This window comes from Rhizobium sp. Root149 (genome assembly GCF_001427345.1).
GTDB lineage: Bacteria > Pseudomonadota > Alphaproteobacteria > Rhizobiales > Rhizobiaceae > Neorhizobium > Neorhizobium rhizoryzae.
In genome coordinates, this window is sequence record NZ_LMGD01000023.1 from 172,035 (window position 1) to 185,162 (window position 13,128).

Sequence of the window (13,128 nt, forward strand, 5' to 3'; positions counted from 1 at the left end):
ATGAACGCATTACTGGACGTTCGCGGCCTCAACGCATGGTATGGCGAAAGTCACGTTCTGCATGGGGTCGACATGCAGATCCGTGAAGGCGAGACGGTAACCCTGCTTGGCCGCAACGGCGTCGGCAAGACGACGACGCTGCGCACTATCATGGGCATCATCCGCCAGCGCAAGGGTACTCTGCGCTTTAACGATCAGGACATGATGCCCGTGCCGCTGCACAAGACGGCGCGGCATGGCTTGGGTTTCGTACCGGAAGAGCGGGGTATCTTCGCGAGCCTCAGTGTCATCGAAAACCTCATGCTGCCGCCGCAGATCGCCAAGAACGGCATGACGGTCGACGAGATTTTCGAACTGTTTCCAAACCTTCACGAGCGTCGAAACAGTCCTGGAACCAAGCTTTCCGGTGGCGAGCAGCAGATGCTGGCTATTGCGCGGATCCTGCGCACGGGTGTGCGGATGCTGCTTCTGGATGAACCAACGGAGGGGCTTGCGCCGGTCATCGTGCAAAGGATCGGTGACGTGCTGATACGCCTGAAACAGCGCGGTATAACGGTTCTTCTGGTGGAGCAGAATTTCCGGTTTGCAAGTCGCGTTGCCGACCGCTTCTACCTAATGGATCACGGCCATATTCAATCGGAGTTTCCCGTTGCGCAGCTTGGCGAGCGCATGGATGAACTCCATAAAGTTCTAGGAGTCTGAACCATGACAATGGTTTTCGGAGTTCCGCTTCCCGCGCTGCTGGGTCAGCTTCTGATCGGTCTGATCAACGGGTCTTTCTATGCCCTGTTGTCGCTCGGGCTGGCGATTATCTTCGGCCTTCTGCGCATGATCAACTTTGCGCATGGCGCACAGTATATGCTGGGTGCGTTCACGGCTTATCTGCTTCTCCATTTTGCCGGCATTGGCTACTGGCCGGCGCTCATCCTGACACCCATCATCGTCGGCGTGTTCGGCGCCGTTATCGAGCGGCTGTTCCTGCAAAGGCTCTATGGTCTTGATCCGCTCTACGGTCTGCTCTTCACCTTCGGCCTTGCGCTGATGCTGGAAGGCATTTTCCGCTACTACTATGGCGCATCCGGTCAGCCCTATGCCACGCCTCCATCGCTTGCGGGCGGCACGAACCTCGGCTTCATGTTCCTGCCGAACTATCGCGGCTGGGTGGTTGTTGCCTCGCTGGTAGTCTGCATCGGAACCTGGCTGCTGATCGAGAAGACAAAGCTTGGCGCCTATCTTCGGGCAGCAACGGAAAATTCCACGCTTGTGCAGGCGTTCGGCGTCAACGTGCCGATCCTGCTGACGCTGACCTACGGGCTGGGTGTTGCTCTTGCTGCCTTTGCAGGTGTGCTGGCAGCGCCAATCTACCAGGTCTCGCCCTTGATGGGCTCCAACATCATCATCGTCGTTTTTGCGGTGGTCGTCGTGGGCGGAATGGGATCCATCCTTGGTGCGATCGTAACGGGCTATGTTCTGGGCATTACCGAAGGCCTGACCAAGGTGTTCTATCCGGAAGCCTCCAACACAGTGATCTTTGTCATCATGGCAATAGTCCTGCTCGTCCGGCCTGCCGGACTGTTCGGACGGGAGTAAGAACATGGCTGAAATTCACACCTCCACCGTCCCGTCAGATGCCCTCGATGACCGTTCTGTTTCGAAATCCGAGATCACGGCGAGGCGTCTTGCGCTCATTGCAGGCTTGTTGCTGCTTCTTGTTGCGCCCTTCCTGATCTACCCGGTCTTCATCATGAAGGTGCTCTGCTTTGCTCTCTTTGCGGCTGCCTTCAACCTTCTGATCGGCTATACCGGTCTTCTTTCCTTCGGGCATGCGGCCTTTTTCGGCGGCGCTGCCTATTTCACCGCGCACAGCGTGAAGGAATGGGGCGTGCCGCCTGAACTCGGCATTCTCATCGGAACTGCAGGCGGCGCCGCTCTCGGCCTCATCATGGGTTTCTTTGCGATCCGGCGACAGGGCATTTATTTCTCAATGATCACGCTGTCGCTTGCGCAGATGTTCTTCTTCTTCTGCCTGCAGGCCAAGTTCACGCATGGTGAGGACGGTATCCAGTCTGTTCCGCGTGGGCATCTCTTCGGCTTCATCGATCTCAGCCAGCCGATCGCCATGTATTACACCGTGGCCGCGATCTTCCTGATTGGAGTTTTCATCATCTGGCGCTTCGTGCATTCGCCCTTCGGCATGATCCTCAAATCCATCCGCGAGAACGAGCAACGGGCGATCTCACTTGGCTATTCCGTCGCGCGCTACAAGCTCGGAGCCTTCGTGATGTCGGCAGCGCTTGCCGGATTGGCAGGCGGCACCAAAGCTCTTGTGTTCCAGTTCGCGACGCTGACCGATGTGGGCTGGCAGACCTCCGGCGAGGTGATCCTGATGACACTGCTTGGTGGCATCGGCACCATGCTTGGCCCCATCCTCGGCTCCGCAATTGTGGTCATGCTGGGCAATTATCTGGCAACGACCGGCTTTCCGGTCACGATCATCACCGGCGCTGTGTTCATGATCTGCGTGCTGGTCTTCCGACGTGGCGTGGTGGGGGAACTGGCGGCCTCAAGGATCGGCCGAAAATTCGGGCTGGCGCGCTGGCTCTAACCCGATAATCGCACCAAAGCTTCTAGTTTAAACTCCGCATGGGCGCATTGAGCGCGCCCAGGCGAACCTTTGGTCCCCTCACGAGCTGTGTCATGAATAGCTTCGATTACATTATCATTGGTGCAGGGACTGCTGGCTGCGTGCTCGCCAACCGCCTGTCCGCCGACGGGAAGAACACGGTTCTGCTTCTGGAGGCTGGCGGAAACGACAATTATCATTGGATCCATATTCCGGTCGGCTATCTCTATTGCATCAACAATCCCCGGACGGACTGGTGCTTCCAGACCGAGAAGGAACAGGGTCTCAACGGCCGCGCGCTGAACTATCCTCGCGGCAAGGTTCTTGGCGGCTGCTCTTCGATCAACGGCATGATCTATATGCGCGGCCAGGCACGCGACTACGATCAGTGGCGACAGATGGGCAATCCCGGCTGGGGTTGGGATGACGTCTTGCCGCTTTTCCGGAAATCCGAGGATTTTCATAAGGGCGGCGATGACATGCACGGAGCCGGTGGGGAATGGCGCGTGGAAACCGCCCGCGTTCGCTGGGCGGTTCTCGATGCCTTCCAGCAGGCGGCAGAAGAGGCAGGCATTCCCAAGACGCCGGATTTCAACCGGGGCACCAATGAAGGTTCTGGCTACTTTGACGTCAATCAGCGTTCGGGCATTCGCTGGAACACGGTCAAGGCCTTTCTTCGGCCCGCAATGAAACGCGGCAATCTACGCGTCGTGACCAAGGCGCAGGCGAAAAAGCTCATCATCGAACAGGGAGAGGTGAAGGGTGTCGAGGTATCCGTCGGTGGCGTCGATCAGCGTTTCTATGCCCGTCGCGAGACAGTGCTTTCGGCTGGCGCGATCGGCTCGCCGCATCTCTTAGAGCTGTCGGGTGTCGGGCGGGGAGAGGTTTTGCAAAATGCTGGAATCGACCTTGTCAAGGACGTCGGGCAGGTGGGCGAAAACCTTCAGGACCATCTGCAATTACGCCTGACCTTCAAGGTGACCGGTGTCCCAACTCTGAATGAGAAGGCATCCAGCCTGCTTGGCAAGATGGCCATTGGTCTCGAATATCTGGCGAAACGATCCGGCCCCATGGCGATGGCGCCCAGCCAGCTTGGCATCTTCACCCGTTCCGGACCCGAGAAGGAAACGCCGGACCTGCAGTACCATGTGCAGCCCGTTTCCCTCGATAAGTTCGGCGATCCGGTTCACACCTTCCCGGCCATTACAGCAAGCGTGTGTAATCTGCGGCCAGACAGTCGAGGTTCTGTACATGCAAAGAGCGCTGATTTTGCGCAACAGCCTGCTATCGCGCCCCGCTATCTTTCGACGGAAAGTGACCGGATGGTCGCCGCGCAGTCTATCCGGTTGACGCGAGAGATTGTTTCTAAGCCTTCCTTCGCCCGCTATAATCCGCAGGAATACAAACCAGGTCCGAGTTATCAGACTGAGGAGGAACTGGTCAAAGCCGCTGGAGAGATCGGAACGACGATTTTCCACCCTGTCGGCACCTGCCGCATGGGACCGGACCCGGAGAGCGTCGTCGATCCGCGATTGCGGATGCGCGCTCTTGGACGTCTGCGAATAGCAGATGCCTCCATCATGCCGACGATCACGTCGGGAAACACGAATTCACCAACGGTCATGATTGCGGAGAAAGCGGCGATGATGATTTTGGAAGACAATAGATAATGGCATCGGGAGGACTTTGATTATGGCGAATATTGCATTTGTAGGGCTTGGAAACATGGGCGGACCAATGGCCGCCAATCTGGTGAAGGCTGGCCACGTGGTTCGCGGTTTCGATCTGTCGGAGCACAGCCGCAAGGCAGCCGGAGAGGCCGGGGTGCAGGCGGTCTCGTCCTTGGCTGACGCATGCGAGGGCGCAACCGTGATCATCACCATGCTGCCGAAGGGGGAGCATGTGCTCTCCGTCTGGTCAGAGCTCAAGCCATCGCTTGCATCTGGCACACTGTTGATCGATTGCTCGACCATCGATGTGGATTCAGCCCGAAAGGCGCATCAACTTTCAGCCGAGGCCAATTGCCATTCCCTTGACGCGCCGGTGTCCGGTGGTATCTCGGGAGCAGCGCAGGCAACACTCACCTTCATGGCGGGAGGCACGCAGGCCGCCTTTGACGCGGCGCGCCCAATCCTTGAGGCCATGGGAAAACGCATTGTCCATTGCGGCGGCGGCGGCGCTGGTCAGGCCGCAAAGATCTGCAACAACATGCTGCTTGGCATTTCGATGATTGGCGCCTGCGAAGCCTTTGCGCTGGGCGAAAAGCTTGGCCTGACCCATCAGGCGCTGTTCGATGTGGTTTCCACCTCGTCCGGTCAGTGCTGGTCGGTCAATACCTACTGCCCGGTTCCGGGCCCGGTTCCGACTTCACCTGCCAACCGCGACTACCAGCCCGGGTTCGCAGCAGCCCTGATGCTGAAGGATCTGCTGCTCTCCCAGGATGCGGCAAACAGCAGCGGAGCGAATACGCCGCTGGGCGCTGCGGCTGCGGCTCTTTACCGCGAGTTCGAGGCCTCAGGCCATGGTGGGACGGATTTCTCTGGCATCATCGAGATGCTCCGTACGAAATGACCTAGAAGTTTTGCAGGATGAGAGTTCCCAGTGCAGCCGCAAGCGCTGGGGTCATCACCACCAAGCCCAACTTCAGGAAGGCGAAGGCACTCATGTGAATGCCTTCGCGTCGCAATGCTGTAAGCCAGAGGATGGTGGCAAGTGACCCCGTGACCGACAGGTTCGGGCCAAGGTCTACACCAATGAGTACAGCGCCCGCGATGGCATCTGACACATTCGCGGCCTGCACCGCGCTTCCGGCGAACAGACCTGCTGGCAGGTTGTTGACGAGGTTTGAAACAATCGCGACGCCGGTGCCTGCGATCGCTATCGCTTGTGTTTCTGATTCCGCCGCAAGCGTTGCTAGCTGCTGCGCAAGAAGCGATGTCAGCCCGGTTTTGTTCACGGCTTCCACAACGACGAAAAGACCTGCGACCAGTGGCAAAACGCTCCAGCTGACCCCGCGTAAAACCTCAAGAGGGTTCTGGCGGGTGAGCAGCAGGACGCCAAGGGTTGTGATGACACCGGCTATGAAGGTGGGGATTCCAAGATCAAGATGCAGGGCAGAAGCTATGACCAACACAGCGGCAGTGATGCATAGACCGATACCAGAGATTTTTGCCGCTCGTGTCAATTCCGGTGTTGGAATGTTTTCTGCCAGTTCATCCGCCATCAATGCTTTGCGCTGCGTCACGTAGAGGCAAACAAAGGTAATGGCGATCGCAGCAATTGAGGGGAGCAGGAATGTCGCCAGCCAACGGGACAGGGGCGGCATCTCTCCACCCGCAAAGATGACCAAGTTTGCGGGATTCGAAATGGGCAGGACGAAGCTCGCGGCGTTGGCGATGAATGCGCAGATCAGGAGATAGGGCAGAGGGTCCTTTACCTTCGCTGCACGACAGGCGGCATAAACCGCCGGTGTCAGGACAACCGCTGTTGCGTCATTTGACAGAAAGACCGTGACAACCACGCCGACTGCGTAAACCAGGCAAAAAAGACGGCGCGGAGATCCTTTCGCAGCGGAGGTAGCGATCGCGGCAATCCAGTCGAACAGGCCCTCTCGCCTGGCAAGCTCCGATAGCAACATCATTCCGATGAGAAAGAGGTAGACGTCGAACCCTTTCAGTACGCCGCTGACGGCGTCGCTCCAACCGATGATATTGAGGAGGAGGAGCATTGCAGCACCGGCAACCGCCCAGACCGCTTCCGGCCATCGAAAAGGACGGACGACGACGCCAAAGGCGGTCATGCCCGCAATAAGCCAGGTCATAGTAACCGAAGTCATGCAATCATGTCCTTGAAGCGCATCGCGGGTTCAATTCGGAACCCGGACATCAGGTTCGATGCTGCCGTCCATGATGGCCATCCCGTTGGGAATGTCATTGTCGTCCAGCTTTCGACGAATACCTTCCTCGTCGAGACCGTAAAAGAACCAGCGCTCTCGCAAACGCCGGCGCAACTCCTCGACCGGCACTTCAACCAGAACGGTGAGGTCAAAGATCTGATGCAGCCGGTCCCAAGGCTCGTTGCGCATCAGCAGATAATTACCTTCGCAAACGATGATGCCCGTCTCACGCGGGATGAGGCGACCCCCAGCCCTGGCAATTTCAATGGATCGATCAAAAACCGGAACGGCGATTGTATCATCTTCATTGGCCTTCAGCCTTTGCAGCATATGTCTCAGACCATGCGCATCGAACGTATCGATGGCACCCTTGTTGGCAAGGCGACCCATATCTCGAAGCACGGCGTCGTCGTAGTGAAATCCGTCCATTGGGAAGACCGCGGCAAAGCCCGGCCGCTTGTGGTTGATCTCTTCCACTACTGCATCCGCCAGCGACGACTTTCCGGATCCGGGTGCTCCGGCCATGCCTGCAAGTAGTCGAGAACCCGAGTAGGACGACAGGAGGCGGTCAGCCAATCGCTTGGCATTGTCGACGAGTGCGGTCATCTGGAACTCCGGTTCGGCATAGAAGCGGTGGGTTGGTCATGTGCCGATGGATCCAAATCGAACCAGCGATCACAGATCAAGTCTTTTCAAGTAAATCTGAATAAAGACAAGGCCAAGAAAAAAGCGCCTGCCGGAGCAGACGCTTTCATGTTCATGGATACTACCGACCTCAGCTTGCAGGAGTAAGCGTCACAGAGGTTCCGGTTGCAGCGAGGTTCAGGCCAAGCTGGCCCTGGACGCTGACCGTCTGAAGGTGGATCGATCCGGACGTGCCGCCGACGAGAACGTTGGCGCCGACGCCTGCAACAACGGTTACCTCAGCCGTTGCGCCCTGATAAAGGCCGCCGAGTGAGCCGCGGTGATAACCGGCAGTCGGAGCGAAAACGGCCCAGACCATCCGCTGTTTCGTCGTGAAGCCAAGGTCTACGCCCATCTTGCGCACAACGCCCGTATAACGGTCGAGCGGCTCACCACCCATCGCGGACGTAAAGACGCAGTCAGCTTCCTTCGCAGAACCGAGCACGTAGCCAACGCCGCCACCGATCGTGCAATCCAGATAGCCGATGCGCACGCCACCGCGCTGGTCCTGCTCCTGAGCAACCGGAGCGCGGTCATAGCGGGATATGGTGTCGGCTGAAAATGCTGTGCCAGCGCTTGCAATGACGGGCAGAGCAGAGATGGCAACTGCGAGGATTTTCTTCATGGGTTTACTCCTTGGGTATTACTCTATGCGTTTGGTGCGGCAGTTCTCGACTCAGCAATGCTGACGCTTGTGAATTTCCTCATCAACGCGCGTGGCAAAAAAATGATCCTCGTAAACCCTTTGTTTATTTTCTTTAGTCGCCAGACGTCTTTTCCACCGAGTTCAACATCAGGATGATGCCACTTGTCCTGCACAAGATCGTTCACACTTTAAGGTCCATTCAAATTGGAACCGGATCTCCATGAACGAAGCCGCTGAAGCACCACGCATAAACCGCACCGTCCTGCAGCAGCTTATCGCAGGCCTGACAGATGGTCTTATCCTTGTGGAGCTGGATGGCAGGATCGGTTGGGCAAACGAAGCAGCCCTGAAGAGCCACCGCGTGGAAGATCTTGCCGGACTTGGCGAGACTGTTGCGGATTACCGCCGCCGCTTCACTCTTCGGTATCGAAACAACCACACGCTCGACGAGGGGCAGTACCCGCTTGAACGGCTACTGGGCGGGGAAGCATTGGACGGGGTCACCATCGAAGTCTCTCCGACCAGCGATCCTGACGCGTGCTGGGTTCATGTCGTGCGAACGCTGATCCTCGAAGACGCCGGTGCCAAGCCTGATGTTCTGGTGCTGATCATTCGCGACGAAACCCCGCGCTATGAGGCAGAAAAGCGTTTTGAAAAATCCTTCAACGCCAATCCCGCGCCGGGACTCATATGCAGGCTGGACGACCAACGCTTCATCCGCGTCAACCAGGGTTTCATGGAAATGACCGGACTGAGCCAAGACGATGTGCTGGGCAAGATGGTCGAGGAAATCGGACTGTTCTCCAATTGCGAGACGGGTGATGACGCCATGATCAAGCTGGCGGAAGGCAGGGTCATACGTCAGCGCGAGGCCCTGATACCGCTTCCGGACGGTGGAGATCGATTGGTCATTGTGGCGGGCGAGCCAATTCCTGTCGGTGAGGTGCCCTGCATGCTGTTTACATTTGCCGATCTTGATGGCCGTCGCAAAGCGCAGAACGCTCTTCGCCAGAGTGAAGAAAGGTTCTCCAAGTCTTTCCGCCTTTCGCCAGCACCGGCTGCAATCGCGCGGTTGGATGACTTCGTCTTTATGGAAGTCAACGAGGCTTTCCTTGCTCTCAGTGGCAGGAAGATCGAATCCGTTATTGGAAAAACAGCGGCTGATTTGAAGCTTTGGGAGGATACGAAGACCCGCAAGGAAATCGAAAAGCATCTGCGAGATAACGTTCCGGTCAGAGATGTGGCCTTGCGCATGCTGCTTGCGAACGGCGATACGGCGGAATGCCTTGTCTCTGCAGAACGGGTTGAGATAAATGACCATGCGTGCGTGCTTTGGTCGGTTCAGGATGTGACGGAACGAAGACGCTCGGAACTTGAACTCATCGAGGCCATCGAAAGCGTCATGGCCGATACGTCCTGGTTCAGCCGCACCGTCGTAGATCGCCTCGCGACCCTGCGCCGAGCTTCAACCGGGAAAAACCCATCGGCTGAACTGAAAGATCTGAGCGAGCGTGAGAGCGAGATCCTCGGACTGATCTGCGATGGTTTGAGTGATGCCGAGATGGGCGATGCCCTTTGCCTGTCGCGCCATACCATTCGAAATCACGTAGCGTCCCTCTACAACAAGATCGGCGTCAATCGCCGTGCTGCAGCCGTGATATGGGCGCGCGAGCGTGGGTTCAGCGGGAACGGTGCATCTTCTGCCAAAAAGACATCGAAAGGCAAAAAAAGGTGAAAACCTACTAGCAGGATTAGTAGTTCTTTCTCTGCATCAGCGCCGTTTCCGGTCCTATCTCCAGTCATGTAGCGCAATGAAGCGCTGCTGGCCCAACTGAAACAAGGAGTAGGATCATGGATAAGAACCGGATCGAAGGTGCTGCCCGTCAGGCGAAGGGTACGATCAAGGAAGCCGTCGGCAAGGTGACGGGCAATCGTGACCTCGAGATCGAGGGCAAGGCCGACAAGGTTGCCGGCGAAGCGCAGAGCGCTGTCGGCAAGGCCAAGGACTCCGTGAAGTCCGCCCTCAAGTAGTTTCCGGATCAACCCGTGAGCGAGGCAGGTATGATGATTGTCGCACACGCACGTTCCCAGATGCGCGGACACCCCCAGGATCACAGTGTTTGTGCTGCCTTGCAGTCGATCCTTGCCTATGCGCAGGGACTCGAAAAAAGCAGCATTACCTGTGCCTTAGAGGATGGTCGGATTGTCCTGACAGGTGAGGTGGACTCCACCGACACACTGGAGACCGCGATTGCTATCGCTGAAGTCTTCACCGGACGCAGCGTTCTGGCCGACCTCGCCGTGCAGCCACGGTTCCATCTGCCTCGCTATATCGCTGTTAATGACGCGGTCATCCCGGACCATAGCTAAATCAGCTTCTGAAGGAAGAGAACATTATGAAAAAGATCATTCTTCTCGCCACAATCGCATCTCTCGCAGCAACTCCGGCCGCCTTTGCGGCAAGCGGAAAAGCTTCCCGTGCCCAAGCAGCGGAGCCTGGTCAGCGTATCGGTGCGCTGAGTTGCGAAATCGAAGGTGGCGTGGGCTTGATCCTCAGTTCGAGCAAGAAGGTGCAGTGCCAGTTCCGTCAGCAGAATGGCAAGGTTGAGCGTTACACCGGTTCGATCGGCAAGCTCGGTCTCGATATTGGCGTGACGGGAAAAACCTACCTCAACTGGGTGGTTGTCAGCACTGCTGCGTCTCGCATCGGCGAAGGCTCGCTGGCTGGCAGCTATGTCGGCGCCTCCGCGTCTGCTGCCGCCGGGGTCGGCGTCGGTGCCAACGCGCTGATTGGCGGAAACTCCAGGAATTTTGCCCTTCAGCCAGTCAGTGCTCAGGTTGGGACAGGTTTGAACGTCGCCGCCGGCGTTTCTCGTCTCCAGCTGAACCACGCAGGCTGATGGGCAAGGCGGTGGCCGGGAAACCGGCCGCCGATCCTTGGTTGTTCCGATTAGCCGGAAGGGCGAAGGCGTTTGCGATACAGAACGGGCTTTTCCTTAAACCGACGCTGGAATGCCTCATAAAACGTGGAGAGCGAACCAAAGCCGGACTCGTAGGCAACCTCCGTGATCGGCAGATCTGTCGCGATCAAAAGCGATTGTGCCGTGTCCAGTCTGTGCCGAATGATGGCCTGATTGATGGTCATGCCGACCGCCTTGCGGAACAGTGTCATGGCATAGTTGGGATGCAGGCCCGCAGCCCGCCCCACATCTTCGGCGGAGATTTCGCTCAAGGCGCCTTCTCCAATGAATCTTAGCATTTTCTCGACATGAATGACCCAATCCGCATCTCTTTTGCCCAAGCTTGCGATTGCGTCACCTTGCTCCCTCAGATCACGCCATCCTTCGCGCTCGATGCGCATGACCCGCGCTGTCAGTTCAGAGCGAACGATCTCCATCAGTTCGGCATCACCGGATAGCAACTCATCCCGCCAGCGCTTGAAGACCTCGCTTTCCCAGGGGCGCATCTCCATCGCCTCGATCACAGCGCCGCGGAAGACGGCGTTGCGGAACCGGCTGAGGTTGGGAAAACCCAGGAGCACCGACATCGGCACATAGAGGCAGACGAACTGCGTGCCTTCCTCCCGGTCCGTGACTTGATGCGGGATCATTCCCCAGAAGAGGCAAAGACGGTTTTCATCAATCGTCAGCTCGCGCCCATCGAACCAGTAGCTCATGCGTCCACGAAGGACGAAATTAAGTTCAATCTGACTATGCATGTGCGGCCCGGCCATGCGCTGCACATCGAGGCATTCTCCCGCACAGAACCGATGATCTCCAAATATGACGAGCGGATGTCGTGGGTCATGGTCAGGATGAACCGGGACGGATTCGTCATTATTGATTTTTGCCAAACGTTCCATCTTAGGATTCCGGAAAAGATCGATAGAATGACGGTAGATCATTACGGTTTTAAAGCAAATGATATTGTCATGCTTGAAACCCGGATCCGCGTTCATCGAATTGGCGGCAGGGTGTCGGGCAATAGCGACTGAATGACGGTCATCGGGAGGAAAACATGACCTTTTTCAACGGCCTGAAGGCCCTTGCCTTGTCTGCTGCCTTATTCTCATCCACGGCATTCGCGGGTGAAATCGTGATCAACTCGGACCATTCCGATCCGGCGCCGAAGAAGGCGATGGAGGAACTGATTGCCGATTTCCAGAAGGCGCACCCGGACATCAAGGTGAAGTGGAACAACTTCGACCACGAAGGCTATAAGGCGGCAATCCGCAACTTTCTGACTGCCGATGCGCCGGATGTGGCGGCATGGTATGCTGGCAACCGCATGGAGCCTTTCGTAAAGGCTGGCCTGTTTGCCGATGTTTCGGATGTCTGGACCGCAAATGGACTGAATGACCAGCTCAAGTCCGCAGCATCTTCGATGACGATTGACGGCAAGAAGTGGGGTGTTCCCTACACCTACTATCAGTGGGGCATCTACTATCGTAAGGACATTTTCGAGAAGCAGGGCATTACGCCTCCCAAGACCTGGGCCGAGCTTCTGGCCGCTTGCGAAAAGCTGAAGGCTGCGGGCATCACGCCTTTCACAATCGGCACAAAGGCCTTGTGGCCAACCGGCGGCTGGTTCGATTACCTGAACCTGCGCGTCAACGGCTACGAGTTCCACATGGACCTCACTTCCGGCAAGGTTCCGTATACGGATCCGCGCGTAAAGGCCGTGTTCGCCAAGTGGGCAGAACTGGTGAAGCCGGGCTACTTCGTTGCAAACCATGCTGCCATCGACTGGCAGGACGCCGTACCGCAGATGGTTCAGGGCAAGGCCGCCATGTACCTGATGGGTAACTTCGCTGTCGCGACGATGAAGAGCGGCGGCCTGAAGGAGGAGCAGATCGGCTTCCTGCAGTTCCCGCAGATCACGCCGAACCTGCCTGTCGCCGAAGAGGCTCCGACAGACACCTTCCACATTCCGGCCAAGGCCAAGAACAAGGAAGACGCGAAGAAATTCCTCGCCTATGTCGCATCGCCCGCTGCGCAGAGCAAGATGAACGCGACGCTCGGCCAGCTTCCGGTCAACAACAAGGCCGAAAAGCCGCAGGATGTGTTCCTGAAGCAAGGCTTTGAAATGCTTTCGGGTGCCTATGCACTCGCGCAGTTCTACGACCGTGATGCGAACGCCGAAATGGCAAAGGCCGGCATGGAGGGTTTCCAGGAATTCATGGTCAAGCCGGACAAGGCTGACGCCATCCTGGAGCGCCTCGAGAAGATCCGTCAGCGCGTACACAAGTAAAGTCCTCCTCCCGGACTTGGGGCAGTCGCG

14 protein-coding genes are annotated in these 13,128 nt (G+C 57.4%); 10 read left to right on the forward strand and 4 right to left on the reverse strand.

Annotation, left to right across the window (positions count from 1 at the left end):
- From ASD54_RS20655 to mmsB, 5 genes are all read left to right on the forward strand, one after another.
- The gene (locus ASD54_RS20655) at positions 1-702 is read left to right on the forward strand and encodes an ABC transporter ATP-binding protein (protein WP_062556458.1); all 702 of its coding nucleotides are present in this window, start codon (positions 1-3) and stop codon (positions 700-702) included.
- A 3-nt stretch (positions 703-705) separates the two neighbouring features.
- Complete coding sequence (locus ASD54_RS20660) at positions 706-1,590, forward strand: branched-chain amino acid ABC transporter permease (protein ID WP_062556459.1); 885 nt, start codon at positions 706-708, stop codon at positions 1,588-1,590.
- A 4-nt stretch (positions 1,591-1,594) separates the two neighbouring features.
- A complete protein-coding gene (locus ASD54_RS20665; RefSeq protein ID WP_062556460.1) occupies positions 1,595-2,605 on the forward strand; it encodes a branched-chain amino acid ABC transporter permease in 1,011 nt (336 codons plus the stop codon).
- Positions 2,606-2,697: 92 nt separating this feature from the next.
- Positions 2,698-4,293: a GMC family oxidoreductase N-terminal domain-containing protein gene (locus ASD54_RS20670; protein ID WP_062556461.1), complete on the forward strand. Its 1,596-nt coding sequence runs from the start codon at positions 2,698-2,700 to the stop codon at positions 4,291-4,293.
- A gap of 22 nt (positions 4,294-4,315) precedes the next feature.
- Complete coding sequence (gene mmsB / locus ASD54_RS20675; RefSeq protein ID WP_062556462.1) at positions 4,316-5,194, forward strand: 3-hydroxyisobutyrate dehydrogenase; 879 nt, start codon at positions 4,316-4,318, stop codon at positions 5,192-5,194.
- 1 nt (position 5,195) lies between these two features.
- On the opposite strand, the gene ASD54_RS20680 is transcribed toward mmsB, so the two are convergent.
- From ASD54_RS20680 to ASD54_RS20690, 3 genes are all read right to left on the reverse strand, one after another.
- Complete coding sequence (locus tag ASD54_RS20680) at positions 5,196-6,458, reverse strand: arsenic transporter (RefSeq protein ID WP_062556463.1); 1,263 nt, start codon at positions 6,456-6,458, stop codon at positions 5,196-5,198.
- A gap of 30 nt (positions 6,459-6,488) precedes the next feature.
- Positions 6,489-7,124, reverse strand: coding sequence for a nucleoside/nucleotide kinase family protein (locus ASD54_RS20685; protein ID WP_062556464.1), 636 nt, complete (start codon positions 7,122-7,124; stop codon positions 6,489-6,491).
- A 169-nt stretch (positions 7,125-7,293) separates the two neighbouring features.
- Positions 7,294-7,827 (reverse strand): DUF992 domain-containing protein, encoded by a 534-nt coding sequence (locus ASD54_RS20690; protein WP_062556465.1) that lies wholly within the window; start codon positions 7,825-7,827, stop codon positions 7,294-7,296.
- A 241-nt stretch (positions 7,828-8,068) separates the two neighbouring features.
- On the opposite strand from ASD54_RS20690, the gene ASD54_RS20695 reads away from it, so the two are divergent.
- The 4 genes from ASD54_RS20695 (at position 8,069) to ASD54_RS20710 (ending at position 10,748) form a co-directional block, all read left to right on the forward strand.
- Positions 8,069-9,583: a helix-turn-helix transcriptional regulator gene (locus ASD54_RS20695; protein ID WP_062556466.1), complete on the forward strand. Its 1,515-nt coding sequence runs from the start codon at positions 8,069-8,071 to the stop codon at positions 9,581-9,583.
- Between the two features lie 116 nt (positions 9,584-9,699).
- Positions 9,700-9,879: a CsbD family protein gene (locus ASD54_RS20700; protein ID WP_062556467.1), complete on the forward strand. Its 180-nt coding sequence runs from the start codon at positions 9,700-9,702 to the stop codon at positions 9,877-9,879.
- Positions 9,880-9,894: 15 nt separating this feature from the next.
- A complete protein-coding gene (locus ASD54_RS20705; protein WP_156379316.1) occupies positions 9,895-10,218 on the forward strand; it encodes a BON domain-containing protein in 324 nt (107 codons plus the stop codon).
- A 26-nt stretch (positions 10,219-10,244) separates the two neighbouring features.
- A complete protein-coding gene (locus tag ASD54_RS20710; protein ID WP_062556469.1) occupies positions 10,245-10,748 on the forward strand; it encodes a DUF992 domain-containing protein in 504 nt (167 codons plus the stop codon).
- 50 nt (positions 10,749-10,798) lie between these two features.
- On the opposite strand, the gene ASD54_RS20715 is transcribed toward ASD54_RS20710, so the two are convergent.
- Positions 10,799-11,710 (reverse strand): helix-turn-helix domain-containing protein, encoded by a 912-nt coding sequence (locus ASD54_RS20715; protein WP_062556890.1) that lies wholly within the window; start codon positions 11,708-11,710, stop codon positions 10,799-10,801.
- Between the two features lie 155 nt (positions 11,711-11,865).
- Between ASD54_RS20715 and ASD54_RS20720 the strand changes: the two genes are divergently transcribed.
- On the forward strand, positions 11,866-13,098 hold the full coding sequence (locus ASD54_RS20720) for an extracellular solute-binding protein (RefSeq protein WP_062556470.1): 1,233 nt from the start codon (positions 11,866-11,868) through the stop codon (positions 13,096-13,098).
- Positions 13,099-13,128: the final 30 nt, after the last annotated feature.